Raw genomic sequence first — 26651 nt, forward strand, 5'->3', positions numbered from 1 at the left:
GGCAAAAGGTCATCGATGGGGGATTCTGTTTCCAATCCAAGCGCTTTGAAAGCAAAACACGTGATCACAGGGAAATTGAATGTTCATCCATGCGAATCCCCTCGTAACACGCTTACGATGGGATTTGACATTGAATTGCGGGGGGAGATTGTCAAAAATCCCCCATTGCACTCGCACCGAGGCCGGGCGCGGTGTGAAACTTGCCCATAGCCCCTCCTATGATGATTTGTCTTCTTTTCCGCGTTTCGTGGGTGCAAATCGTACCATAGAAATCAGAAATCCTCCCATTAATGAATCTATGGTAAGATTTTAGCCAAACCGACTCTCCAATTCCAGGAAATCATCCATAGCCTACAGGCACTCACGCGTAAAAGCTTGAGCGGTGTTTTCAACGAGCAAATTCCCTGAATACTGCATGCAAGTAGGTTAGTCATGTATGAGTCTTCGAAAATAACTGTCTACACTGTGGACTGAGTAGTCATTTCAGAAACCTTCTTCGGCGTATAAAACTTCAGTGGTCAAAATTATATGTGCACGCTCCCTCGTCTAAGTGAACAACCGAATCCCCCCAAAAAATAAAATAATTATCGCAAACAGGCACATTCACGGTCATTAGCCATATGCTTAAAGAGAACGTGAAATCTCCAAAATGAATGAATTCCCAGTAAATGTCCTCAAACGATCCCGGTATAGATCTATTAAAATTGGAAACACTAAAACCGATACCAGAATTTAAGGGAGAGATGAGGATGAATACGATGGAGCATCGGTGTGGGGTTTGTGAAAGTCACGGAAAAGACGGCTTTCATCTTTTATCTATGTGGCTTTGTAAGGACTGTGAACGTGCGATAGTAACGTTAGATGTTGAGGACCTGGAATATGATTGGTATGTTCAGCAACTGAGAAAGAGTAAAATGAATGTATTGTTGGCTCATTAAGTGAGGCTGTACCCATTCTTTGTTATAATGAAACAATGATTGCATAACAAAAGGATTGACGATGATGAACACTCCAATACTCCAAAAACTTATTGAGCATGCTCATAATCAACCGGTATCACTTCACGTACCTGGTCATAAAAATGGCGAATTGGCAGAAGGGGACTATGGACGTTTTTTTGAGCAAGTGATGAAACTAGACGTAACTGAACTGCCTGGCTTTGATGATTTACATGCTCCAAGTGAGTGCATTTATGAAGCAGAACAGCTGGCAGCAGAGCAATATGGAAGTGCGCGGACGCGCTTTCTTGTTGGCGGTTCTACCGTCGGGAACCTTGCGATGCTGTTGGCGTTTTGTAATCGTGGTGATACGGTGTTTGTGCAGCGCGATTCTCACCAATCCATTGTTCATGGTTTGGAACTGGCGGGTGTACAAGCTGTGTTTTTGCGGTCTGATCTTGATGAACAAACCGATTTAAGCCGGGGTATTGGTCGAGCGACGTTGGCATCGGCTTACAAGGCTTACCCTAACGCTCGTGCACTAGTCATGACGTCCCCTAGCTATTATGGCTCTGTCGGCGAGTTAGAGGCTGTTGTGAACCTCGCAAAATCGTATGGCCTGTCTGTGCTCGTTGATGAAGCTCACGGGGCACATCTACATATTGATTCAATGTTTCCACGTTCAGCGCTTGAAGTGGGGGCAGACGCTGTTGTACAATCTGCTCACAAAACGTTGCCTGCATTAACGATGGGTGCGTATCTACATTTGCGCAGTCTAGACGATGAATGGAAGATAAATGGATGGCTAAAACGACTGCAAACGAGTAGTCCATCATACATTATCATGGCTTCATTAGACGCAGCACGTGCTTATGCACGTACGATGAAACAGCGTAAACCTGCACAAGCGCTTAGCCGCTTTCACTCGAAAGTGCAGACTAAGATCCCAGGTGCATCCGTGTCCACGGAGGACCCTCTTAAATTGCTTATGTATGTTCCAGAGGGCTATACCGGGGCAAACTGGGAAAAAGAGTTTCATAGACAAGGAATTTATCCTGAACTCAGTAACGAACAGTTTGTACTCTTGATCCTCCCGATACAGATGAGTGAATCCTATGAACATGAACTGCTTCATGTTTTGGGGAAATTGTACGATGAACAGACGCTACCTCAAAAGAAACAGCGGTTTACCCCTGATTATCCAGAAACGAGTATGATCTCGTTTGAAAGTATCGGTGAAACCGCGACAGAATATATCCATGTAGACCAAGCAGTAGGAAGAACGATTGCAGAAGAAGTTGTTCCCTATCCACCGGGAATTCCTTTATGGATTGTCGGGGAGCGTATTGATGAGAGCAGGCTAGTGTTTTTACTGGAGTGGTGTAAAAGTGGTGGTCGTGTTCAAGGTGGAAATCAGTTGCGGAACGATGAATTACTCGTGGTGAAAGAAGAGGTTACATATGAATAAAAAAGGGTTGTTTATCACATTTGAAGGTGGAGAAGGGGCAGGGAAATCAACGGTATTGAAAGCTGTAGCCGAGCGCCTTGAAACGAATGGTTATCGCGTTGTGACAACGAGAGAGCCTGGAGGTGTGAAGCTTGCAGAAAATATTCGGCATTCACTTTTGGATGACCCGTCGCTTGACATCGATCCAAAAACCGAAGCACTTTTATTTGCAGCGGCAAGAAGGCAACATCTTGTAGAGAAGATTATTCCAGCGTTAACTGAGGGAGCCGTTGTCCTCTGCGACCGCTTTGTGGATAGCAGTCTAGCCTACCAAGGAGCTGGCAGGGGGATTGGTGTAGAGGCAGTCCGTCATATTAATGAGTTTGCGGTGGAGAAGTACATGCCAGACGTCACGTTGTTATTTGACTTACCTATTCAGCTTGGACTGGACCGAATCAAAGGAAATAAAAGAGAGAGCAATCACCTCGATGAAGAGGGAGCTCTGTTTCATGAGACTGTGAGAAGAGCTTACCATCAACTTGCGTCACAAAATGAAGAACGGTATCGTATGATAAAGGCAGATGCCCCTATTGGGGCAGTCATTGAAGAAACTTATTCTGTCATTCAATCTGCACTAGACCGTGTATAGGTCAATCCAGTATGATAAGGACAAGAGATGCGCATGAGTGCATTGTAAAGGGAGGAAAACAGCGTGAAATTAATTGTATCCGTTGTTCAAGATAAAGACAGCAACCGCTTATCAACAGCTCTTGTAGAGAATGATTACCGAGCAACGAAGCTCGCTTCAACTGGCGGTTTTCTAAAAGCGGGAAACACGACGTTTCTCATTGGGGTTGAAGACGATCTTGTTGCCGATGTTTTGGATATCATTAAAGAGAACTGTGAAAGTCGGGAACAACTGGTTGCGCCTGTCTCTCCGATGGGTGGAAACGCTGATTCTTATGTACCTTACCCTGTCGAAGTACAGGTTGGCGGAGCCACTGTCTTCGTGTTGGACGTCGACCAATTTGAACAATTTTAAGTTTGGAAGGGGCGTCGACCGATGACTTGGGATCGATTGCGAAGCCGCCAGCCTGTTGTTGCAAAGCTCTTGCAGCAAGCGGTTGTACGAGAGCGGCTTCCTCACGCATATGTTTTTGAGGGCGAAGACCGTTTGGAGCATCGAGAAGCGGCTTCGCTCCTTTGTCGTGCATTTTTATGCAGGTCAACAGAAACGAAGCCTTGCGGAGTTTGCCATGATTGCAAAAGAGCGGAAAACGGAAGTCATCCAGATGTAACGACAATCCAGCCGGATGGCCTTTCCATAAAAAAGAACCAAGTAGAGCTATTGCAAAAAGAATTCGCCTATAAAGGGATGGAATCTCCTCGCAAAGTATACGTCATCGAGGACGCTGACTTAATGACGGCGAGTGCTGCTAACAGCTTACTCACCTTTTTGGAAGAACCTGAGGGGGAGACGTTAGCGATTCTTATGACACGAAATCTGCATTTTTTACTGCCGACGATTGTTTCAAGATCTCAAATTCTATCTTTCTCACCGTTATCTGATGTTGAACGACAAAAAAACCTTGAGGCTGCTGGGGAGAAACCGGTGCTTGCCGCTCTTCGAGCACGAATTGGAGACAAGCCTGTTGATCTTCCTGAAGAAGAGCGAACCGCGTGGATTGTACACGGGCGTCAGGTAGTGATACAATTGGCGGAAGAGGTTCTTCAGCGACCTCAGCAAGCAAGGTTAATCTTACAAGAAAAATGGCACAGTCATTTTAAAGATAGGAATCACATTGATACGGGACTAGACCTTTTCCTATTTTGGTACCGTGATGTACTTTACATGAAGTGGGAGAGAGAAGACTTAGCGTATCCGGATCAGGCCGAGCGTTTACGTGTAGAGAGCTTGCATCGTTCAGAAACCATGCTTGCTTCCAATATGAAAGCGGTTATGGAAGCGAAGAAATACTTGTCTGCAAACGTAAATCCGCAGCTGATTATGGAACGTCTCTTGCTTCGTATTCAGGAGGGATCATAATTGCACCAAGTGATTGGGATTCGATTTAAGAAAGCAGGGAAGATTTATTATTTCTCACCTGCAGAATTTGACATTCACGTTGGCCAATCTGTGATCGTTGAGACCGCACGAGGTGTGGAATATGGGGTTGTTGTCCTCGGGGTAAAAGAAGTAGATGATGACGATGTTGTACTTCCCCTCAAGAAAGTGCTGCGAATCGCAACGGATGAAGATACGGCCAGGGTGATCGAGAACGACACACTAGCAAAAAATGCACATGACGTATGTTCAGATAAGATTAATGAACACGAGTTAGATATGAAGCTCGTCAGTGTAGAATATACATTTGACCGTAATAAAGTGCTGTTCTATTTTACAGCGGACGGCAGAATTGACTTCCGCGAACTCGTGAAGGACCTTGCCTCGGTTTTTCGAACGCGGATTGAATTACGTCAAATCGGAGTTAGAGATGAGGCGAAGATGCTCGGTGGCGTTGGACCGTGTGGATTGGTTCTATGCTGTTCAACATTTCTTGGTGATTTTGAGCCTGTCTCCATTAAAATGGCAAAGGATCAGAATCTCTCGCTCAATCCTGCAAAGATATCTGGATTGTGCGGCCGACTCATGTGTTGTTTGAAATACGAGAATGACGAATATGAGCAGGCGAAGAAAGAGCTTCCAGATGTAGGCGAAAGAATTCATACCGTTGACGGTAAGGGCAAGGTCACGGGTTTGAATATGCTTGAGCGCATCGTTCAAGTCGAATTGTTTGATGAAGAACGCACCTTGGAATATTCCTTAGAAGAATTGATTGAACAAGGTTCACTAACCGGCTAAGCTGCCACAAGAGGGTGGGAGACGAACGTGGCGAAGAAAGAAATGTTTTCACAAGTTATCCATATGGAGAAGCAACTCCTTGCCTTCCATGAAGAATTGCGGGAATTAAAGGAGCAGCTTGCTTCATTGATTGAAGAGAATCAAGGGTTGGTTACGGAAAACCGACTGCTGCGAGAGCGGCTTGAACATGAAGGAATTAAACAGCCCTCCCAAGACGAGCAGCGACCGCCCGCAGATGATGGACAAGGGGAAACCGTCCCGCCCGGAGAAGGCTATGATAATCTTGCCCGTTTGTATCATGAAGGTTTTCATATTTGTAATTTGCATTATGGCAGCTTACGAACGGATGGAGATTGCTTGTTTTGTCTTTCATTCTTCCAAGCGAAGTAAAAATCTCTATGTAGACGACCCGACACGACATGTGCCGGGTTTTTCTTTTGAGGAGTCAAGCTATGGAGTTATTATCGAGAGAGAGAATCGATTATATTTACAGAAATCGCCTTAAAATTATTCAGAGTAAGGAACGCCTTGCGTTTAGTATTGACTCCGTATTATTAGCGCGTTTTGTTTCGGTAAAGCGAACACGAGGACGCATGCTCGATTTATGTTCAGGAAATGGCGTTGTGCCACTCGTACTCACGATGCGAAGTGAGGTACCGATTACAGCGGTGGAAATTCAAGCGGATGTGGCCGACATGGCAAAACGCAGTGTGCAAATGAACGGGCTAACGGAACAAGTTGATGTGCGTGTGTTTGACTTAAAAACGATCAAAGACGAAATGCCACATGGAACATTCGACGTAGTTACGTGCAACCCTCCATATTACCAGGACTCGCTCAAAAATGATGCCAAGCCTTTTACGATTGCTAGACACGAGGAAGCGTGTACGATTTATGATGTGGCACAAGCGGCAGCTTATGCTCTTAAACATAAAGGCAAAGCGGCATTTGTGTTTCGACCAGAACGCATTCATGAGCTTTTTCAAGCGTGTGCAACGGCAGGTTTAGAGCCGAAAAGACTACAGTTTATTCATCCCAAACAAGAGGCCCAGGCAAACATTGTCCTTTTGGAAGCGGTCAAAGGTGGTAAGCACGGGGTAACGACATTACCGCCTGTTTTTGTGTACGAAAATGGCGAGCATACGACGTCTTTTACTCGGGCATACGAGGGGCAATCGTTTGCCTATGAACGCATACAGTGCAAAGCGAAACGAAGAAGCCATTTTGTGTATATGCTGGAGTGCAAGGATGGTTCGTACTATACAGGATACGCACGTGATGTATGGGCGAGACTGAAGATGCATATCGAGGGAAAAGGGGCAAAGTATACACGTGGACGAGGTCCATTTACGTTAATTCACCAGGAAGCGTTTGATACGAAGCGAGAAGCGCTACAAGAGGAATGGCGATTAAAACAATTAACGAAGCGCGAGAAAAGGGCGTACATATTAGAAAGAAGGAGGGGTGTTTATGCACCGGGGCACATTATACCTCGTTCCTACACCGATCGGTAATTTAGAAGATATGACGTACAGAGGTGTACGTGTGTTGTCTGAAGTCGACCTCATTTGTGCAGAAGATACGAGACAGACAAGAAAATTGCTCACGCATTTCGACATTCCTACACAGACGATTAGTTTACACGAGCATAATGAACATGCTCGTATTCGCGGGTTAATTGAGCAGTTGCAAGCCGGTAAAGATGTGGCCATTGTTAGTGATGCTGGAACACCGCTTGTATCTGATCCAGGGGCTAAATTGGTTGCACAGTGTATTGAAGAAGGAATTGTTATTACTCCTCTTCCTGGAGCTAACGCAGCGCTTACAGCTTTCATTGGATCGGGCCTCGGGGGCGGCGCTTTTTATTTTCATGGATTTTTGCCTCGGAAAAAGAAAGAGATTCGAGAGCAACTTGAACATTTACGCCACTTAAAAGTACCGATTATCTTTTATGAGTCTCCTCACCGAATGAATGCGACGCTTGTAACGATGGCAGAAGTTTGGGGAGAAAGAGAAGCGGTCATCGGTCGAGAGCTCACGAAGCGTTATGAAGAGTTTGCTAGAGGTAAGGTGAAAGATCTAGGTCGTGATGAATGGCGAGGTGAGATTTGCTTTGTCGTTGCGGGTGCAGATGAATCGGAACAGGCAGAAACAACCGACTGGTGGGAAGGGCTTTCGATTCGTTTGCATGTGCAAGCCTATGAAGAGCAAGGAATGCAAAAAAATGCAGCAATGAAACAGTGTGCACTTGATCGCAACATCCGCAAAAAAGAAGTGTATAACGACTATCACGGACTTAGCTAACCGGCGTATAGACTGTTCTATGAGAAGTTCTGAGATGGAAAGCGGCTCAAAAAAGCAAAAACCACACCATACTTATTGAGCCAATAAAAAAGAGCTACCCATGGATTTGGGTAGCTCGACTTATGATATTTATAGAGCCGTTGACTTTGAATTGTCCAAGTACTCTTGAAGCGAACCAATTACTTCGCGTGCCCCGTCCGGGCTAAGTATAATCTTGCCGTCAGCAATTGAGATATTTTCGTCAGAGACTTCGCCTGTGACTTGACAAGTCATATTCGGCTTATATTTCTTTAGAATAATGCGGTCGTGATCCACATAAATCTCTAACGCATCTTTCTCTGCAATATCTAATGTACGTCGTAACTCGATTGGAATTACCACGCGGCCAAGCTCGTCAACCTTGCGAACGATGCCAGTTGATTTCATTGCTTAGAATCTCCTCCTTGCGAGCGCAAATGTATATTCGTGTCACAATTTGACACTTTTTATCTCTATGTGTGCAATCATACCAGTATAGTAAAATCAAGTCAATATAATAATCTTAAAATTCAAATGCGATAAAATGGCTATATCTCAAGTGTTTCTGCATTTTCTGAGACAGCACGAGTGTTTGATATGGTATATGTCTGTTGACTTTAGGGAATCACTGATGTATAATTATAAATTAAGTTTGTAGTTTTTCAACGAATAAACATGCCGATGAATGGATGAGTAAACAATAACGAGTGTTCAGAGAGCCGGGTTGCTGGGAACCGGTCACAAACGTATTGTTGAAGATGGTCCGCGAGGTTTTGCATTTTAAGCGTAACGCGTGAGGAATGCACGGTTCACCGACCGTTAGCAGGTGTGTAGCTAATTGTAACTGATTAGCGCTGTTGAGCTTCTCTATCAGGAGAAGAAAGCAGGGTGGTACCACGTGAGTCCAACTCTCGTCCCTTCACATAGGGACGGGAGTTTTTAGATTTGATGAATAGATGGAGGCAAATACAATGAGTAACAAACCAACGTATTATGTGACGACACCGATTTATTATCCGAGTGGAAAGCTTCATATCGGTCATGCGTATACGACTGTAGCCGCTGACACGCTTGCACGTTACAAGCGTTTGCAAGGCTATGATGTGATGTTTTTGACGGGCACTGACGAACACGGCAGAAGATTGAAAGAAAAGCGAAAGAAGAAGGGGTTACACCGATTGATTTCGTGGATGAAATTGTCGCAGGCATTCGTCAGCTTTGGGACAACCTGGACATTTCTTACGATGATTTCATTCGTACGACAGAAAACCGTCATAAACACTCCGTTCAACAAGTAGTGGAACAGTTAAAAGATCAAGGTGACATCTATTTGAGCGAATATGAAGGCTGGTACTCTGTGCCTGATGAGACGTATTACACAGAATTGCAGCTGGAAGATCCGGTAAAAGATGAAAACGGCAAAATTATCGGAGGTAAAAGTCCAGATAGCGGGCATCCGGTAGAACTTGTTCGTGAGAAATCGTACTTTTTTAAAATGAGCAATTACGCAGAGCGTCTGCTTCAATATTACGAGGACAATCAAGACTTTATTCAGCCTGAGGCTCGCAAAAAAGAAATGATCAACAACTTTATTAAACCAGGTCTTGAAGACCTTGCCATCTCTCGGACAGCATTTTCGTGGGGAGTACCGATTAAAAGTGACCCTGAACACGTCGTGTACGTTTGGATTGACGCTTTACTTAACTACATCACAGCGCTTGGTTATGGGACGGACAAAGACGAAGCTTATCACAAGTTTTGGCCAGCTGATGTGCATATTGTTGGGAAGGAAATCGTTCGTTTCCATACCATTTATTGGCCAATCATGTTAATGGCGTTAGACGTGCCATTGCCAAAGAAAGTTTTCAGTCACGGTCATTTACTCATGAAAAATGAGAAGATGTCGAAGTCCAAAGGCAACGTCGTGTATCCTGATGCGCTTATCGAACGTTACGGGCTTGATGCAGTACGTTATTACCTCTTGCGTGAAGTACCGTTCGGTTCAGACGGTGTATTCACACCAGAAGCTTTTGTTGAGAGGATTAACTATGACTTAGCCAACGACCTTGGCAACTTATTAAATCGAACGGTTGCGATGATTAATAAATATCTTGATGGTGAAATTCCAGAGTATCTAAAAGATGGCACCGGTTATGATGCTTCGTTACTTGATGTGGCTGACGCAACGATCGAAAAAGTGGAAGCGCATATCGAAACGATGGAATTCTCAGTTGCCCTCACCGCCATTTGGCAATTCATCAGTCGTACGAACAAGTACATTGATGAAACACAACCGTGGATGCTCGCTAAAGAAGAAGGAAGTGAAGAGCTTCGCGCTGTGATGTACCATTTGGCCGAATCGCTACGAATCATTTCTGTTTTGCTCAAGCCGTTCTTTACAGAAGCACCAACGGCAATTGCACAACAACTTGGATTTAGTGACCAAGAAGATCTTGGCACTTGGTCATCGCTCAAACAGTTTGGTTCTTTACCTAAAGGCACACATGTCGTGAAGAAAGGGACGCCGATTTTCCCACGTCTTGAGATTGAAAAAGAAGTGGACCATATTAGCGGGCTAATGGCAGCGCCAAAAGCCGACGAAGCGGAAGCTGAAGAGGAAAAGGGCGCGAACCTTATTACGATTGATGACTTTAAAGCGGTCGAGCTACGGGTTGCACAAGTCACAAAAGCAGAGCCGGTGAAAAAAGCAGACCGGTTGTTAAAGTTGCAATTGGATCTTGGTGGTGAGACGCGTCAAGTCGTTTCAGGTATCGCTAAAGATTACACAGCGGATGAACTTGAAGGGAAAAAGATCATTTGTGTAACAAATCTTACCCCTGTAAAGCTGCGTGGTGAGCAGTCTCAAGGGATGATTCTTGCTGGAAAAGCGGAAGACACATTAAAATTGGTCACAATCGATGGCGATCTTCCGAATGGAACACTCATATCTTAATTGATGAAAAGCCGGGCACGCCCGGCTTTTTAAAAAGGAGTTAACGATGGTTGAATTGTTTGATACACACGTGCACGTAAACGTGCACCAGTTTGATGATGATCTTGAAGACGTGCTTACCCGTGCACGAGAAGCCGGTGTGAAGTGGATGAATGTCGTCGGGTTCGATCGTGAAACCATTACCCGAGCGATGGCACTCGTAGATGAATATGAGTTTTTGTATGCGACGATTGGATGGCATCCAGTCGATAGTGTCGACTTTACCGATGAAGATCTTGAATGGATGGAATCGTTGACGGAGCATCCGAAGGTCATAGCTATCGGTGAAACGGGGCTTGATTATCATTGGGACAAATCACCGGCAGCGGTTCAGAAGGAAGCATTTATAAAACAAATCCAGCTTCATAAGCGAGTCGGACTTCCTCTTGTTATTCATGGTCGAGAAGCCCAAGCAGATATTGCTACGATTCTTGAACAAGAAGGGGTCGGTCCGGCAGGGGGGATTATGCATTGCTTTAGCGGAGATGAAGAAACAGCAAAGCGTTGTTTAGATGCGGGCATGCATATTTCTTTTGGGGGGCCGGTTACGTTTAAAAATGCGCAGCTACCGAAAGATGTTGCGCAGATGGTGCCGCTAAATCGATTGCTTATTGAGACCGATTGTCCGTTTCTCGCTCCCCACTTACCGGGGAAAACGAAATGAGCCGGCCCATGTGGCGCTCGTCGCTGAAAAAATTGCTGAACTAAAAGGTGTTACCGTAGAGGAGATCGCTGAGATTACGACAGCCAATGCAAAACGACTTTTTGGACTTACCGATGAAAATTAAAGAATGCATTGTCGTAGAAGGCAGGGACGACACGGTTGCAATCAAGCGAGCGGTCGAGGCAGATACGATTGAAACAGTAGGTTCAGCTGTGCCTGCGCAAGTGATCGAGCGAATTAAGCTTGCTATGATACGTCGAGGCATCATCGTCCTTACAGATCCCGATTATCCTGGAGAGCGAATTCGGCGGATCGTGACCGAAGCGGTACCCGGTTGCAAACATGCATTCATTAAGAAAACCGATGCGCTATCTGCAAATAAAAATAGTGTCGGGGTAGAACATGCGTCTCCAGAAACGATACGAGAAGCGTTGAGGAATGTTCAGACCATTGGTGAAATACCTGCGTATGATCCAGTGACGATGGCTGATATTCGCGAAGCTGGCTTATTAGCAGGTGAGGATGCCAGGTCTCGAAGAGAGAAAGTTGGATCGGAATTAAATATTGGTTATGCAAATGGAAAGCAATTTGTAAAGCGGCTGAATGTGTTTCAAGTCGAACGTGAGGAATTTTTGGCTGCTTTAGAAAAGGTAGGTTTACGATGAAAGAAATTGCAACCCCTACAAGAACAAAGGAGATTGTGGAACGCTACAACCTAAAAGCGAAAAAAAGTCTTGGACAGAACTTTATGGTTGATGCTCAGCTACTCGGCAAAATGGTTGATCATACAGGTTTAACAGAGAGAGACGGGGTCATTGAAGTGGGGCCTGGCATCGGAGCGTTAACCGAGCAGCTAGCAAAGCGCGCGAAGAAGGTTATCGCATATGAGATTGATCAGCGCCTTTTACCCGTTTTAGACGATACCCTGTCTTCATATGACAATGTAGACATTCGACATGAAGACTTTTTGAAGTCAGATCTTACGCAAGTGTTTAAAAAGGATTTTTCGGATGTAGACAATGTGTATGCGGCAGGCAATTTACCGTATTATGTTACAACGCCCATTCTTATGCGCTTTCTTGAGGAGAGATTGCCGATTGAAACATTAACCGTCCTCATTCAAAAAGAAGTAGGCGACCGTCTCGCCGCGAAGCCATCGACGAAAGCTTACGGATCGTTGTCGATCGCCGCGCAATATTATGCGGAGACAGAAGTCATATCAGCGGTGCCACCGCAAGCTTTTATGCCAAGACCGAATGTCGATTCTTCGATCATTACGTTTCGCATTCGCAAAGAAAAAGCTGTGCAAGTAAACGATGAAGCCTTCTTTTTCAAGTGCATTCGCGCATCGTTCGCTCAGCGCAGAAAGACGCTCCGAAATAACCTGAATCATTGGCTTGGAGACAAAGAGCGGGTAACCGAAGCTTTGGGGCGCTCAGAGATTGATGGAGCACGACGAGCTGAGACGTTAAGCATTCAGGAATTTGGTAAATTGGCAGATGCTTTAAATTCTTAACCATTCGTTTCACCTCTTTCATGGCAAATGCATAGTGTACCGTATGGAGGAGGAGTCACGATGAGCTTACAAGTTGGTGATCTTGTTACGCGAATCTCCTATGGTGAAGATGTTTTGTTTCGTGTGACGGCGGTTGATGACAAGGATAATATTGAACTAAAAGGTGAAGAGTTAAGGCTCGTAGCCGATGCCCCGCTGGCGGATTTGAAAAAGGTTGACGATGATGAGCGTTCGGAATTTGAGGAAGAAGAGAAGAAAAAAGAAGAGCAATGTTATCGGCTATTCCGACAAGATAATCGATTGATGCGTGAGAAAAATGAATATGAGTTGTCATCGGCATATGCGACCCCGAATCCCCAATATTTTGAGATGAGGGTCGTGTTCTGCACATGGATGGCGACGCTTCGTATTTGCAGAAATGCACGACGATGTATGACCGTCTCGGCATTCCGGTATACGGTGCGCATATGAGGGAGACGGATATGCCGCAACAAGTCGCGTCACTACTTGAGATGGTACAGCCGGATATCCTCGTGATCACGGGGCATGATGCCTATACGAGAACGAGGGGAGATTCGAATGATCTGAAAGCTTATCGTCACTCCAAAGCGTTTTTACAAACGGTACGTGAAGCACGAAAGGCTGTCCCTAATCTCGATGATCTCATCATTTTTGCAGGTGCGTGTCAGTCGTATTTCGAAGGGCTCATCCGCGCAGGAGCGAATTTTGCGAGTTCACCATCACGGGTGAATATTCATGCTCTTGATCCTGTTTATATTGCTTCAAGAGTGAGCATGACACCTTTTTTAAATCGCGTGCACTTAAATGAAGTGCTTCGCAACACGATTACGGGTGAAGATGGGCTCGGTGGCATCGACACAAAAGGGGTATTAAGAAGAGGCATTCCCTTGAAAGAACAACAAAATTTATAACACTAAAAACCTGTCATAGATCATTGCTTTGTGCATGAAACGGCAGGTTTTTGCTATTTTCTCAATGATTTTTGAATAATACGAGGAAATTTCGGCAAAATAAGAGGAATCTTACCGTTCGACAAATTAAACAGTTGACATGCAGGGCTTTTCACTGTTAAAATTTAATATTTTGTATCGGTTTGACGTTTCATAAAAATTGTGGTAAAATTACTACTAGTGAGGTGGGGTGACATAATGGGTAAAACGTTAGTGGAAATTAAGCAGTCGCTTGAAGAGAACGTCGGTAAGCGTATCACACTGAAAGCGAACGGCGGACGCCGCAAGATCGTCGAACGCTCAGGCATGTTAGAAGGAACGTACCCCTCAGTTTTTATTGTGAAATTAGATCGGGACAAACACAAAGTTGACCGTGTATCTTACAGTTATACAGACGTCCTGACAGAAACCGTGCAATTAACGGTTTGTGAAGACCAAGAATTACAAGCATAATATTTTTACTTAAGCTGCCATTTCTTACAGAAATGAGCAGCTATATTTTTGTCTTTTTGGCCGATGCTATGTGTGTACGGGATTATTGAAAAGGAGATGGTTCCGTTGAGCCGTCATCGTAGTATCATGTCATACGCACTCAAAGAAGAAATCGCAAAAGAATTGGGATTTTATGATACCGTCCAACAAGAAGGTTGGGGCGGAATCAAGGCTAGAGATGCTGGAAACATGGTAAAACGAGCTGTTGAAATGGCAGAAGAACAACTCGCTTCAAGGCAGCAGAAATAAACCGTACACGCCCAGTGAAATCAGCGATGATTTCACTGGGTTTTTTACGTCACGATGAATCTGATGAGTGACATTTCAAAAATAATTGTGAAAGCCCTTGCAAAGTAAACATATCCACGGTATAGTTGAGCAACTCTAACTTGTATATACAAGTTAAAAAGGAGGTTGAAACATGAGCGTACAAAAGTTAATCGCGCCACTTTCAGGTAGTATTCTCCGGTTGGAGGATGTGCCAGACCCGACATTTGCAGAAAAGATGATGGGCGAAGGAATTGCAATTGAACCGAATGAAGGAGAAGTCGTTGCACCTGTCGATGGTGAAATTGTGCAAGTATTCCCAACGAAGCACGCGGTTGGATTACGGACAACCGAAGGGTTGGAAATTCTCATACACGTCGGTATCGATTCCGTCCAGATGGATGGAGAAGGGTTTGAGGTTCATGTAAAAGCAGGCGACGCTGTTCGTGCTGGCGATCGTTTACTTACATTTAGTCTTGAGTTATTGCGAAAAAAAGCCTCGAGTACGATTACGCCGGTTGTGATCACAAACAGTGATGCGGTAGACTCAATCGAATGGAACTCTGAAGAACAACAAGCGACAAAAGGAAAAACCGAACTACTTACTGTACATGTGAAACAAAATAAATCTGAAAAGAAGAAAAAGACAAAAGGTGACTATACCGAAGAAGCAAAACGAATTGTTGAAGCGGTAGGCGGAGAGGAGAACATCATCGCCGCCACTCACTGTGTGACTCGTCTTCGATTTGCCTTAAAAGATGACGCTCATGTAGACAGAGATGCACTTGATGAGATGGATGTCGTGCAAGGGCAGTTTCTTACAAATGGTCAATATCAAGTCATTATTGGGCAAGGAACGGTAGATAAAGTTTATAAAGCCATCGTTTCTGACACGAATATTGAGGAAGCATCTAAAGATGAAGTGAAACAAGCGAGTGGAAAGAAACAAAACGTTATTCAAAGAGGCGTTCGTGTTCTTGCTGATATTTTTATTCCGATCTTACCGGCTATTGTCACTGCTGGTTTGTTAATGGGGTTAAACAACATTCTCGCCAACCCGGGTATCTTCGGTGAGCAATCGGTCGTGGAAATGTTTCCGCAATGGGCTGATTTTGCAGACATTGTGCATCTCATTGCCAACACAGCATTTACGTTCTTACCCGCACTCATAGGTTGGTCTGCCGTCAAACGTTTCGGTGGCAGTGAACTTCTGGGTATTGTTCTTGGACTAATTCTCGTTCATCCGGATCTATTAAATGCGTGGGCGTACGGAGAGGCTCAAGCGGCGGGGGACGTGCTACATGGACGATATTCGGTCTAGAAATTGAGCAGATTGGATACCAGGGCCAAGTGTTACCGGTACTTTTTGCGTCTTGGATTTTAGCAAAGATTGAGATCTTTTTACGTAAACGTGTTCTTGATTCACTGCAACTGCTCGTTGTTGCACCGATTGCACTGCTTGTAACCGGTTTTCTCACGTTTTTATTTATCGGTCCAGTAACGTTCACACTAGGGAACTTACTAACCGATGGATTAGTTACTGTATTTGACCAGCTTGAAATAGTTGGTGGTCTCGTTTATGGTGCGGTGTATGCACCACTTGTTATTACGGGGATGCACCATACATTCTTAGCAGTAGACCTTCAACTTATTGGAACGTTAGGGTTTACATTCCTTTGGCCAATTCTCGCATTGTCGAACATTGCGCAAGGATCGGCAGCACTTGCGGTCATGCTTGCGACCAAAGATGAAAAGCTAAAGGGATTAGCAGGAACATCAGGTTTATCTGCATACCTTGGGATTACAGAGCCAGCGATGTTTGGTGTGAACTTGCGTTTTCGCTATCCGTTTGTAGCGGCCGTGATCGGCTCAGCGATTGCAGCAGCTTGGATTACATCGCAAAATGTTGTCGCAAACTCCGTTGGGGTCGGTGGAGTTCCAGGATTCTTATCGATTACGAGCTCAGGTTGGATCGCTTTCTTTATTGGGATGGCAATCGTTATCGTCGTTCCTTTTACGATTACGTATTTATTAGCAAAACGAAAAGGGTTTGAAGAATAGAAAGTAGGGTTAGGATGAACGGGAATTGGTGGAAAGAAGCGGTCGTTTATCAGATTTATCCACGGAGCTTCAATGATACGACTGGCAGTGGCACTGGGGATTTAAACGGAGTAACAAAGCGGCTAGATTATCTAAAAGATCTCGGTGTTGATGTTGTTTGGCTGACCCCAGTTTATAAATCGCCACAACATGATAACGGTTATGATATTGCGAATTACTACGAGATTGATCCATTGTACGGCACGATGAAAGACTTTGATGAGTTACTCAACGAGACTCATGCACGTGGTATGAAACTGATTATGGATTTGGTCGTTAATCACACTTCAACTGAGCATGATTGGTTCCAAGAAGCAAAGAAATCAAAAGATAATCCATACCGAGATTACTATATATGGCGTGACGAACCGAACAACTGGGAATCTAAATTCGGTGGTTCTGCGTGGGAATGGCATGAAGCGACTGGACAATACTATTTGCATCTATTTGATAAAACCCAAGCAGATTTGAACTGGGAAAACCCAAAGCTACGAGAAGAAATTTATCGGATGGTTGAGTTTTGGGGCAAAAAAGGTATCAATGGATTTCGCTTGGACGTTGTTAACTTGCTATCGAAAGGCGAAACTTTTGAGGATGATCATGTTGGGGATGGTCGACGTTTTTACACCGACGGTCCGAGAATTCATGAGTACATCCATGAAATGAGCACTCGTGCATTTTTGCCTTATGGTATGATGACGGTAGGAGAAATGTCATCCACAACGCTAGAACAAGGGGTTCTTTACACGCGCCCTGACCGTCAAGAGTTGGACATGATCTTTCATTTTCACCACCTTAAAGTAGATTATCCCGACGGTGAAAAATGGACCAAAGCACCGATTAATTTCGAGCAATTAAAAGAGATTTTTACGAAGTGGCAAGAGGGAATGGATTCTGGCGGTGGTTGGAACGCGGTATTTTGGAGCAATCATGATCAACCGCGCGCGGGTTCGAGATTTGGTGACGGCTCCCCTGAAGCGGCCAAAATGTTAGCGACAACCATTCATCTTCTAAATGGGACACCGTATATATATCAAGGTGAAGAGCTCGGCATGACAAGTCCGGCATTTAAAACCATTGAGGAATATCGAGACGTGGAAACACTCAATGCGTATGATCTGCTCAGAGAACAAGGCGTTCCTGAGAAAGAGGTTCTGTCAATTCTCGCGAGTAAATCCCGTGATAACGGAAGAACGCCAATGCAATGGAGTGGCGAAAAGCCTCACGCCGGATTTACAAACGGTACGCCATGGATTGGTCTTGCAGACAACTGGGAGACGATCAATGCAGAGAATGCCATCAATGATTCTTCGTCTGTATACTATCATTTCAAGCAGCTCATTCAACTGAGAAAGAAACATCCGATCATCCAATCAGGAAGCGTTCAATTCCTCGATCATCTTCACCATGCACTGTTTGCTTATGAACGAGTGTTAGATGACAAGCGGCTCGTTGTCGTGAGTAACTTTTCTAGTGAAGCGGTGGAAGTTCCTTTACAGATACACGAGGTGCTCATCTCTCATCTGCCTATTCAGAGCGTTGATGACCAGAAGTTTGTATTACCTGGTTATGGTGCAATAGCTTTTTTTGCATAGTTGAAGGAGCGAGAAGGTATGGAGAGAAAATATATAAGCGTGTACCAAGAACTAGCGAATGCGATACGCCAAAACGTATTCGAACCAGGTACACTGCTTCCTTCCGAGCATGAGCTGACCGAACAGTTCACAACATCTCGGGAAACGGTTCGAAAGGCACTAAACTTGCTCGTTCATTATGGTCTCATACAAAAGGTTAGAGGCAAAGGTTCGGTCGTATTAGATTCACAGCCGTTTGATCTTCCGGTTTCTGGAATTACGAGTTTTAAGGAATTGACTGAAAACATGTCCATACGAGCGGTAACGAACGTCGATCGAATTGAATCGTTACCTCAAGATAACGACATGCACAAGAAAATGGACATCCCCCCGGATACGCCGGTATGGCAAGTCGTTCGAACGAGGGAAATTGCTGGAGAAGTTGTGATTGTAGACCGAGATTGTTTCATTGAGGATGTAGTTCCGAAGCTCAGCCTAGAAGTTTGCGAACAATCCATCTACGAGTATGTTGAAAATGAGCTAGGTCTCACCATTGCTTTTGCACATAAGGAGATCGTCGTCGAGTTGCCTACAGCCGAAGACCACCGGTTACTCAGCCTAAACGGTGCACCGAACGTCGTCGTCATTCGTAGCCTCGTTTATTTGGGAGACTCGAGTGTTTTTCAATATACGGAGTCGCGGCATCGCCTGACAAGTTCCGTTTCGTAGACTTTGCTAGAAGAGAAAAATGAAAAACAGAGGAAGCGGTTACCGCTTCCTCTGTTTTTCGTATTGGGTGGGCGTGATCGAACGTGAATGTTCTTACATGATTAAAACAACGCTCTATATAACTTGAACGAAAGAAATTCACTGAATCCGATGACCGAGATCGGTCTTTACAGGCAAACGACCCCCTATTGTCTGTTGAAGTTCATCTCACTCAACAACTTCGTTGCCGATCGTTGTTCGTCACTGCAAAGATTGCGGACAACACGGAAAACGTTGGCCGAAGGGTATAAAGATGTGGTCTAGAGTCACCACCTGGCGCAAGGAATATTATGACCTATCACTTATGTGACAATCCAGCCTCAAACCGGGCACTTTCGGCCCTCAACGGTCACATATATCGCGATTTGTGACCGTTGACTCCGTTTATGTGCGGATTCACGTTTAAAATGATGATATTTCTTTCCCAAGTGTCACTTAAATGAATATATGGGGCATTTGGACTTTTTTCCACACCGTAACCAGTAGGCAGAAACGTGAATCGTGTCGCCCTTATGCTCTGGAGTGCAACCATCCGCCAGCAGTGAAAAGCAACAACAAACTGTGCAATTAGGAAAATGTTTAGTTCATTCCATATAAATCATTTTATGATGATCTAAATCGTTTTTTGCGGTTTTCAGCAGCTTCGGTGGCGACGGTCGCTCATTTTTGGGAATTTCTAGGGAATTGGTGATCTAGATCACCTCCGAAACAATGGTAAGCTTGGTAAAGTGGAAACTGTGCTCGAGTTGCGACCGAACTGTTCTCAAGTTGGGGAAAATTGCAGGAAAAGCGGTATATTCTCAAAAACTAGGTAACAGAATGAGCAAACTCGGTAACAGATTACAAAGTCACGTGTGCATCCCCGCCCTTAAGTACCCAACCTCAAGAGCTAGCAACCATCGGCACCAGAGGTGCCGAACATAAACCAAACGAACGTCGGCATGACTCATGCAGACGTTCGTTAGTCTTTGTGACAAAAAGGGTCGTAGATTCTCTTACGACGAGCGAAGGGAACGGAGGTTTGATGCGATTACAACATTAAGAACTAGTTAATTTCTTTAGTACAACGGATATAGAGCGCACAATGCTGAAAATGAGTCGTTCTGTTGGAAACGGGTACTGTTTACGCCTGCTACAGTCTAAAAGGTATCCAATGAATTCAAGTTGTTGCTCTTATCGCCGTCAGGCTCACTTCGCAAGATGTCTCTGCCGTACCGTTGGAATACATCAACGTGGGCGAGAGTGCCGGCTTTTGCCTCTTGGAGTGCCGATGGGTAATCTAGTTCCCTTCCTCTGTTTGTCTTAAAGGCAATCAGGTTGCCGTCCTCATTCTTTCGCACGGCAACGATTTGCTCTTGATCCGAACCAATGTCCGGTTCGGTCGTTCGTGCTTCGTTTTTGTAACGTTCATAAGCATCTTCAAAATCTGTCATCCTTTGACCTCCTTTCACCATAGTGTGTGCTGGTTATTTTGGATTTAACCCCTGTCCTGTACATGCCCTTTATTTTCGACTAGAATAAAGGAAAACCAAGACCATCTTGTGAAAGAAGGAGAATGACGTTGAAATGTTCGTTAAAGGCACCGGCGAAAATCAACCTTTCTTTAGATGTGCTTGCCAAACGCGAAGATGGATTTCATGAAGTAGAAATGATTATGACAGAAGTTGACCTTGCTGATCGGATCGATCTTACGAGCCGGAGAGATCAGCAAATTGTCATTCAGACGCATGCAGGCTATATTCCTGCAGATCGTCGTAATCTCGCGTATCAGGCGGCAAGTCTTTTGAGAAAAAGGTATCGTATTTCAGCAGGTGTAACGATTTATATACAAAAGAATATTCCTGTAGCGGCTGGACTGGCAGGGGGAAGTAGTGATGCGGCAGCGGTGTTGCGCGGACTGAATCAGATGTGGGGATTGAAGCTTTCCAAAGAGCGTCTGGCAGAACTTGGCTCGGAAATCGGCTCGGATATTGCGTTTTGTGTTCATGGTGGCACTGCTAGAGCGACAGGGAGGGGCGAGAAGATTGAACATTTGCCTGCGCCCCCTGCTTGTTGGGTCGTTCTCGCGAAACCTCCGATCGGTGTTTCGACAGCAGATGTGTACGGCCGGGTCCGAGTGACGAACCCAGATCCCGCGAACACAGGTAGCCGAGCAATTGAACAAGCCATTCGTGATCAAGATTATGCCCAGATCTGTACGCACCTTCACAATGATCTCGAACAAGTGACGATGAAACTTTATCCTGAAGTCGGGCAGATCAAAGAACGGATGCTTGAGTCAGGAGCAGATGCGGCACTAATGAGCGGGAGTGGACCGACTGTATTTGGGCTCGTTAATAGTGAAGGGAAAGTTCATCGCGTATACAATGCATTGCGTGGTTTTTGTGACCAAGTGTATGCTGTGCGGCTAATCACGTGAGCAACTTGAGAAAATACGTATAATAATGGTAAAATAATCTTTAATATTCGTGTTTTCGGAGGTTCTGATGAAAAAATTAAAAAGAAGCGGTCGTCTTGTTGATATGACACATTTCTTGTTGCAACATCCGAATCAACTCATTCCTCTTACCTATTTCTCTGAAAGGTATCAGTCTGCGAAGTCTTCAATTAGTGAAGATTTAACGATTGTGAAGAGTATATTTGAGAGCGAAAAGACAGGGTACTTAATAACGGTACCTGGGGCGAGCGGAGGGGTTCGTTATGAACCTGCAGTACCCGCAAAAGAGGCCGAAGAACTCGTTCAGTCCCTATGCCAGAAACTTCAGGATCCAGAGCGGCTGTTGCCTGGCGGTTATTTGTATTTGATGGACATTCTCGGGCGTCCACGATTGATGAATGATATTGGACGTTTATTTGCAGGACTATATCGAGAAACACAAGTCGATGCCGTTATGACAGTAGCAACGAAAGGGATACCCCTTGCGTATGCCATTGGGAATCATCTTGATGTGCCTGTCAGCATCGTCCGTAAGGATCACCGGGTGACGGAGGGCTCGCTTGTTAGTATTAACTATGTGTCAGGCTCATCGAAGAGAATTCAAACGATGTCTCTCGGTCGCAGAAGCATCCAAGAAGGAGCAAAGGTCCTCATTGTTGATGATTTCATGAAAGGCGGCGGAACCGCTCAAGGAATGGCAGAGCTTCTAAAAGAGGTTAAAGCAGAACTTGTCGGTACAGCTGTTCTTGTAGAAGCAACGACCGATGAGCGAGTGGTTCAAGACTACATTTCATTAATCTGCCTAGAAGAAGTGAATGAACGCACGAAGAAGATTATTGCAAAGCCGGGGAATTTTGCTAAACATTTACGTTAGGGGAGATCGAAGATGAAAAAGTTTTTACAAAAGACGCACCTGAAGCGATTGGACCGTATTCTCAAGGGATGATCGTTAACAACCTTTTTTACAGTTCAGGCCAAATTCCTCTCACAAAAGAGATGGAAATTGTTGAAGGTGGTATTGAAGAGCAAACGCACCAAGTGATGGAAAACGTGCAGGCGGTTCTAAAGGAGGCCGGTTCTTCACTTAACAATGTCGTAAAGACGACGGTGTTTATTAAGGACATGAATCAATTCCCACAAATTAACGATGTGTATGGACAATATTTCAGTGACCACCAACCGGCCAGGTCTTGTGTTGAGGTCGCTCGGTTACCTAAAGATGTGCTCATTGAGATTGAAGTTATTGCCCTTGTTTCCTAAACATTAACGCCTCCATATCATAAGAATATGGAGGCTATTTATCGGTGTTAACACTTATCGTGCATAATTATTATATTATTCGGTAAATTAAAATGCAGATAATATAGAATCATCTCCAGCAATTCTATTATAAATATGAGTCAACCTATCTCCCTACGTAATATTGACGAAACGTTAATGGACTCAACTTTACCACCCGAATTAGTTTTCAGTTATTATAAGCCCGATGGTCTCTAATTCATGATCACAACCAATTACGCGATAGGATGTCTCGTTATCTTGAGTATTGGCTTCAATCTCTTCACACGTAACTGTAAAAGTACCGTACGGCTTTGCATACTCATCATGCCGATCGTTATAAGTGACTTCTAAACCATTGTTTTCATATACGAGGTCAATAAAGATTGGGTCACCCTCGTCTGTGAACTGAGTAACTCTCACTTTGTCACTTTCGCCGAGTTCCATATTTACTATAAACTCCTCTAATAAATGGACGTTTTCACCTTCTGGAGCAGCCCCCGGACCACTTACCACCTCGTTATTTTCTATTGCATCTTTTGCAGTATAACGACAGCCTCCGAGAAGTATGATAAGAAAAAATGAAAGGCCCGTCTTGTTGTTCATAATATTACCACCGACTTTTTATAGTAACATTACCATGCAAAAAAATTAATTTAGTGATTTTTAAACTTTAATTAACTAAAGATCATACCGAAAATCCTCGTACAATAACTGTAACAGTGTACGAGGATTTTCATTTAGAACGATTTTAGGTGCATTTCTAATTTCTTCAACCGCTCATGCGCACAAGTTAAAGGTACTACGGCCTACTTGCCGAAGCACAACCTGTTACGTTTTGGACCGGAGTGTTATTACTTCCCTCCTCATGGCGTAAGTAAGCTAATGCTGACTTTTAGGCAGGACTGAAATTATTTGCCTGTAGTAGAAACGTTAAAACCTACAATGTAGCTCGGTATCGTCTGTAGTTCGTCTCTTTTCGGAAATTTCTGCGAACAAATCGTGAATATTTTTTGAAAGTTAGCAGGAATTCAAGTTCCCGATGTTGAAAGGTATTGCCCAGAGCCAAAATAAAAACGCTCACAACTAGAATTTTGTGAAGTAGGAGAAGGTGGTGAAAGGATGGAAGTAACAGACGTAAGACTTCGCAGGGTTAGTACAGCTGGACGCATGAGGGCCATTGCATCGATTACTTTCGACCAGGAATTTGTTGTACACGACATTCGTGTCATTGATGGGAACAACGGATTGTTCGTTGCAATGCCAAGTAAGCGGACCCTGATGGAGAGTTTAGAGACATCGCCCACCCGATTTCTTCTCGGACACGCGAGAAAATCCAAACTGCGGTACTGGATGAATACGAGCGTCAAGGTGATTTAGAAAATGTAGAATATGAAGAAGCGGGTGCTTCTTAATCAATGAAGACTCTGTACAAGCCGTTGTACAGGGTCTTTTTTCGTGTACTGAGACTGTTCCCATCTGTTGAAAATAAAGCGCATATAGGATATATTCATACGAGATACGAGCGCGTTACATGTTAAAGATTTAAATGTGGAGGTCGTTGAATGAGTAATCGATATGCAGTTATTCTCGCTGCGGGTCAAGGCACTCGAATGAAATCGAATTTGCCAAAGGTTTTGCACACGGTGTGTGGAAAATCAATGATTAACCATGTCATTGATCAAGTACAATCGGCAGGTTTTGACCAGACAACCGTTGTGATTGGCCACAATGGGGAAGATGTGAAACAAGCGGTCGGAAATTCAAGTGAATTTGTATGGCAAAACGAGCAACTAGGAACAGGTCATGCGGTTAAGCAAGCGGCTCCCCTTCTTGCGGGAAAGAAGGGAACAACGCTTGTCATTAGTGCGGACACGCCGATGATTTCTGCAGCAACGATGCAAGCGCTAAGCGACCATCATGAGCATAGCAGTGCAAAGGTAACCGTGTTGACTGCTCGAGTTGGTGATGCAACCGGCCTCGGTCGAATTATTCGTGACCCAGAAACTGGTGATGTACAAAGGATTGTAGAACATAAAGATGCCTCTTTGAAAGAACGCGGCATTTCAGAGATTAATACAGCTACGTATTGTTTTGACAATGAAGCGCTTTTTTCCGCACTGGAAGAAGTAAAAAATAACAACGCACAGTCAGAGTATTACTTGCCTGATGTGTTAGAAATCCTTCGAAATCGTGGTGAGCGGGTCGCAGCCTGGGAAACTTATGACGGTGCAGAAGCGATGGGTGTAAACGACCGTCTTGCGTTATCGCAAGCAGAGAAAGTCATGCAAAAGCGCATCAATGAAGCGTGGATGAAACAAGGCGTGACGATGATTGATCCTGACCAAACGTATATTGCTGCTGATGTTGAGTTAAGCGCAGACATTCTTTTGGAACCAGGCACTGTAATACGAGGAAACACGGCAGTTGGAGAAGGGTGCACGATCGGTCCGCACACAGAGATTACAGACAGTCGAATCGGAATGAATACGAACATTAAACAATCGGTGATTTCGAACAGTGAAATCGGGAACGAAGTGAACATTGGACCATTCACCCACATTCGACCAGAAACGGTTGTTCATGATGAAGTGAAGCTTGGGAACTTTGTTGAAGTAAAGAAATCAACGGTCGGTAAACGCTCAAAGGCCAACCACTTAAGCTATATTGGGGACAGTCAAATCGGGCAAGATGTGAATGTTGGCTGTGGTGCGATTACCGTCAATTATGATGGGAAGAACAAACACCTCACTACCGTTGAAGATGGTGCGTTTATCGGATGCAACGCAAATTTGGTCGCACCGGTTACGGTCGGAAAAGGCGCATTTGTTGCTGCAGGATCTACCATTACAGAAGATGTGCCAGCGAGCGCTCTCGCGGTTGCAAGAAACCGTCAAACTAATAAAGAATCGTACATGGACAAAAAATAACAATTGTGGAGGACAAATTCTCATGACGACGTATGATGATTCATCGTTAAAGATTTTTACGTTAAATTCCAATCCTGCATTGGCAGAAGAGATCGCAGAACATATCGGAGTACGCATGGGAAAAAGTTCAGTCAAGCGCTTTAGTGATGGCGAAGTACAAATGAACATTGAAGAGAGTATACGTGGGGATGATGTGTACCTTGTTCAATCGACATCGAACCCTGCAAACGAACATATGATGGAGCTTCTCATTATGATTGACGCATGTAAACGAGCATCAGCGAAAACAATCAATGTCGTCATGCCGTATTACGGCTATGCTAGACAAGACCGCAAAGCGAGATCAAGAGAGCCGATTACTGCAAAGCTCATGGCGAACCTTCTAGAGACAGCCGGAGTAACGAGGTTGTTAACTTTTGATTTGCATGCATCCCAAATTCAAGGGTTTTTTGACATCCCCGTAGACCAGCTCCTCGGCTCCCGTATCCTCTCTTCTTATTTTAAAGACAAGAATTTAGATGACCTTGTCATCGTCTCACCAGATCATGGCGGTGTTGTACGTGCACGTCGTATGGCCGACATGATGGATGCCCCAATCGCCATTATTGATAAGCGGCGCCCGCGACCAAATGAAGCAGAAGTGATGAACATTGTCGGAAACATTGACGGCAAAACGGCGATTATTATCGATGACATTATAGATACTGCAGGTACACTGCAAATTGCTGGTGATGCATTGATCAAACAAGGAGCAAAAGAAGTCTATGCTTGCGCGACACACCCAGTATTCTCAGGCCCAGCCATTTCTCGTCTAGAAGATTCACAGATTAAAGAAGTCGTTGTAACGAATACAATTGTGCTCCCAGAAGAAAAGCAAATTCCTAAAATCAAGCAGTTATCCGTCGGATCATTAATGGCAGATGCGATTGTACGTGTTCATGAACAAACGTCAGTAAGCACATTGTTTGACTAAACAACTGTTCATTTGCAACAGTTCGTGAATCATGCTAGCATATAAGCTTAGAGGGATACAGTTTTAGTACACATGTTTTAGGGAAAATATAAACAGTACTAGGAAAATAAATGACGAGG

General features: G+C 44.4%; 23 protein-coding genes, 6 pseudogenes and 1 other annotated feature. Of the genes and pseudogenes, 26 read left to right on the top strand and 3 right to left on the bottom strand.

Annotation, left to right across the window (positions count from 1 at the left end; genetic code table 11):
* The first annotated feature begins 758 nt into the window (after positions 1-758).
* From JCM19039_RS25895 to rsmI, 9 genes are all read left to right on the top strand, one after another.
* Positions 759-938 (top strand): sigma factor G inhibitor Gin, encoded by a 180-nt coding sequence (locus JCM19039_RS25895; protein ID WP_255343692.1) that lies wholly within the window; start codon positions 759-761, stop codon positions 936-938.
* A gap of 64 nt (positions 939-1002) precedes the next feature.
* On the top strand, positions 1003-2406 hold the full coding sequence (locus JCM19039_RS16930) for an aminotransferase class I/II-fold pyridoxal phosphate-dependent enzyme (protein WP_042429496.1): 1404 nt from the start codon (positions 1003-1005) through the stop codon (positions 2404-2406).
* Positions 2399-3034, top strand: coding sequence for a dTMP kinase (gene tmk, locus JCM19039_RS16935; RefSeq protein ID WP_042429421.1), 636 nt, complete (start codon positions 2399-2401; stop codon positions 3032-3034). The genes JCM19039_RS16930 and tmk overlap by 8 nt, the downstream gene beginning before the upstream one ends.
* Before the next feature lie 63 nt (positions 3035-3097).
* Positions 3098-3427 (top strand): cyclic-di-AMP receptor, encoded by a 330-nt coding sequence (locus tag JCM19039_RS16940; RefSeq protein WP_042429422.1) that lies wholly within the window; start codon positions 3098-3100, stop codon positions 3425-3427.
* A gap of 21 nt (positions 3428-3448) precedes the next feature.
* Positions 3449-4432: a DNA polymerase III subunit delta' C-terminal domain-containing protein gene (locus tag JCM19039_RS16945; RefSeq protein ID WP_042429424.1), complete on the top strand. Its 984-nt coding sequence runs from the start codon at positions 3449-3451 to the stop codon at positions 4430-4432.
* A complete protein-coding gene (locus JCM19039_RS16950; protein WP_042402348.1) occupies positions 4433-5248 on the top strand; it encodes a stage 0 sporulation family protein in 816 nt (271 codons plus the stop codon).
* 27 nt (positions 5249-5275) lie between these two features.
* Positions 5276-5638, top strand: coding sequence for a DNA replication initiation control protein YabA (gene yabA / locus JCM19039_RS16955; protein ID WP_042402351.1), 363 nt, complete (start codon positions 5276-5278; stop codon positions 5636-5638).
* Between the two features lie 62 nt (positions 5639-5700).
* Positions 5701-6762 (top strand): GIY-YIG nuclease family protein, encoded by a 1062-nt coding sequence (locus JCM19039_RS16960; protein ID WP_042429426.1) that lies wholly within the window; start codon positions 5701-5703, stop codon positions 6760-6762.
* Complete coding sequence (gene rsmI / locus JCM19039_RS16965) at positions 6719-7552, top strand: 16S rRNA (cytidine(1402)-2'-O)-methyltransferase (RefSeq protein WP_042429428.1); 834 nt, start codon at positions 6719-6721, stop codon at positions 7550-7552. Before JCM19039_RS16960 ends, rsmI begins: the two co-directional genes overlap by 44 nt.
* A 129-nt stretch (positions 7553-7681) precedes the next feature.
* On the opposite strand, the gene JCM19039_RS16970 is transcribed toward rsmI, so the two are convergent.
* Entirely contained in the window at positions 7682-7978 is a 297-nt protein-coding gene (locus JCM19039_RS16970) for an AbrB/MazE/SpoVT family DNA-binding domain-containing protein (protein WP_042429430.1), read from the bottom strand.
* Positions 7979-8242: 264 nt separating this feature from the next.
* Positions 8243-8492 (top strand) — a binding site (T-box leader).
* Positions 8493-8541: 49 nt separating this feature from the next.
* Here JCM19039_RS16970 and metG point away from each other — a divergent pair.
* From metG to treR, 11 genes and pseudogenes are all read left to right on the top strand, one after another.
* Positions 8542-10523: pseudogene (gene metG / locus JCM19039_RS16975) on the top strand (methionine--tRNA ligase).
* A gap of 46 nt (positions 10524-10569) precedes the next feature.
* Positions 10570-11350, top strand: a pseudogene (locus tag JCM19039_RS16980) (TatD family hydrolase).
* Positions 11340-11891, top strand: a complete 552-nt coding sequence (gene rnmV / locus JCM19039_RS16985; protein WP_042429499.1) for a ribonuclease M5 — start codon at positions 11340-11342, stop codon at positions 11889-11891. The pseudogene JCM19039_RS16980 and the gene rnmV overlap by 11 nt, the downstream one beginning before the upstream one ends.
* Positions 11888-12742, top strand: a complete 855-nt coding sequence (gene rsmA / locus JCM19039_RS16990; protein WP_042429431.1) for a 16S rRNA (adenine(1518)-N(6)/adenine(1519)-N(6))-dimethyltransferase RsmA — start codon at positions 11888-11890, stop codon at positions 12740-12742. Before rnmV ends, rsmA begins: the two co-directional genes overlap by 4 nt.
* Before the next feature lie 60 nt (positions 12743-12802).
* Positions 12803-13674: pseudogene (yabG, locus tag JCM19039_RS28150) on the top strand (sporulation peptidase YabG).
* A 237-nt stretch (positions 13675-13911) separates the two neighbouring features.
* A complete protein-coding gene (gene veg, locus JCM19039_RS17000; protein WP_042429433.1) occupies positions 13912-14166 on the top strand; it encodes a biofilm formation stimulator Veg in 255 nt (84 codons plus the stop codon).
* A 105-nt stretch (positions 14167-14271) separates the two neighbouring features.
* The gene (locus tag JCM19039_RS17005) at positions 14272-14454 is read left to right on the top strand and encodes a small, acid-soluble spore protein, alpha/beta type (protein WP_042402447.1); all 183 of its coding nucleotides are present in this window, start codon (positions 14272-14274) and stop codon (positions 14452-14454) included.
* A 172-nt stretch (positions 14455-14626) separates the two neighbouring features.
* Positions 14627-14953 (top strand): annotated as a pseudogene (locus JCM19039_RS25900) (PTS glucose transporter subunit IIA); the annotation flags it as partial.
* A 132-nt stretch (positions 14954-15085) separates the two neighbouring features.
* Positions 15086-16533: pseudogene (gene treP / locus JCM19039_RS17010) on the top strand (PTS system trehalose-specific EIIBC component).
* A 14-nt stretch (positions 16534-16547) separates the two neighbouring features.
* Positions 16548-18167, top strand: a complete 1620-nt coding sequence (locus JCM19039_RS17015; protein ID WP_052398893.1) for an alpha,alpha-phosphotrehalase — start codon at positions 16548-16550, stop codon at positions 18165-18167.
* A gap of 18 nt (positions 18168-18185) precedes the next feature.
* A complete protein-coding gene (treR, locus tag JCM19039_RS17020) occupies positions 18186-18875 on the top strand; it encodes a trehalose operon repressor (protein ID WP_307190288.1) in 690 nt (229 codons plus the stop codon).
* 1178 nt (positions 18876-20053) lie between these two features.
* Here treR and JCM19039_RS17025 read toward each other — a convergent pair.
* Positions 20054-20347, bottom strand: a complete 294-nt coding sequence (locus JCM19039_RS17025) for a DUF3892 domain-containing protein (RefSeq protein ID WP_042429434.1) — start codon at positions 20345-20347, stop codon at positions 20054-20056.
* A 128-nt stretch (positions 20348-20475) separates the two neighbouring features.
* Here JCM19039_RS17025 and ispE point away from each other — a divergent pair, with 128 nt between their 5' ends.
* The 3 genes from ispE (at position 20476) to JCM19039_RS17040 (ending at position 22611) form a co-directional block, all read left to right on the top strand.
* Complete coding sequence (gene ispE / locus JCM19039_RS17030) at positions 20476-21333, top strand: 4-(cytidine 5'-diphospho)-2-C-methyl-D-erythritol kinase (protein WP_042429436.1); 858 nt, start codon at positions 20476-20478, stop codon at positions 21331-21333.
* A 67-nt stretch (positions 21334-21400) separates the two neighbouring features.
* Positions 21401-22225: a pur operon repressor gene (purR, locus tag JCM19039_RS17035; RefSeq protein WP_042402372.1), complete on the top strand. Its 825-nt coding sequence runs from the start codon at positions 21401-21403 to the stop codon at positions 22223-22225.
* Between the two features lie 5 nt (positions 22226-22230).
* Positions 22231-22611, top strand: coding sequence for a RidA family protein (locus JCM19039_RS17040; RefSeq protein ID WP_081834582.1), 381 nt, complete (start codon positions 22231-22233; stop codon positions 22609-22611).
* A 201-nt stretch (positions 22612-22812) separates the two neighbouring features.
* On the opposite strand, the gene JCM19039_RS17045 is transcribed toward JCM19039_RS17040, so the two are convergent.
* The gene (locus JCM19039_RS17045) at positions 22813-23235 is read right to left on the bottom strand and encodes a DUF4362 domain-containing protein (RefSeq protein WP_052398894.1); all 423 of its coding nucleotides are present in this window, start codon (positions 23233-23235) and stop codon (positions 22813-22815) included.
* 516 nt (positions 23236-23751) lie between these two features.
* On the opposite strand from JCM19039_RS17045, the pseudogene spoVG reads away from it, so the two are divergent.
* The 3 genes and pseudogenes from spoVG (at position 23752) to JCM19039_RS17060 (ending at position 26532) form a co-directional block, all read left to right on the top strand.
* Positions 23752-24044 (top strand): annotated as a pseudogene (gene spoVG / locus JCM19039_RS17050) (septation regulator SpoVG).
* Between the two features lie 150 nt (positions 24045-24194).
* Positions 24195-25559 (top strand): bifunctional UDP-N-acetylglucosamine diphosphorylase/glucosamine-1-phosphate N-acetyltransferase GlmU, encoded by a 1365-nt coding sequence (gene glmU / locus JCM19039_RS17055; RefSeq protein ID WP_042429439.1) that lies wholly within the window; start codon positions 24195-24197, stop codon positions 25557-25559.
* A gap of 22 nt (positions 25560-25581) precedes the next feature.
* On the top strand, positions 25582-26532 hold the full coding sequence (locus JCM19039_RS17060) for a ribose-phosphate diphosphokinase (protein WP_042429442.1): 951 nt from the start codon (positions 25582-25584) through the stop codon (positions 26530-26532).
* Positions 26533-26651: the final 119 nt, after the last annotated feature.

The organism is Geomicrobium sp. JCM 19039 (assembly GCF_000698145.1).
In the GTDB taxonomy this organism is placed as follows: domain Bacteria; phylum Bacillota; class Bacilli; order Bacillales; family Marinococcaceae; genus Geomicrobium_A.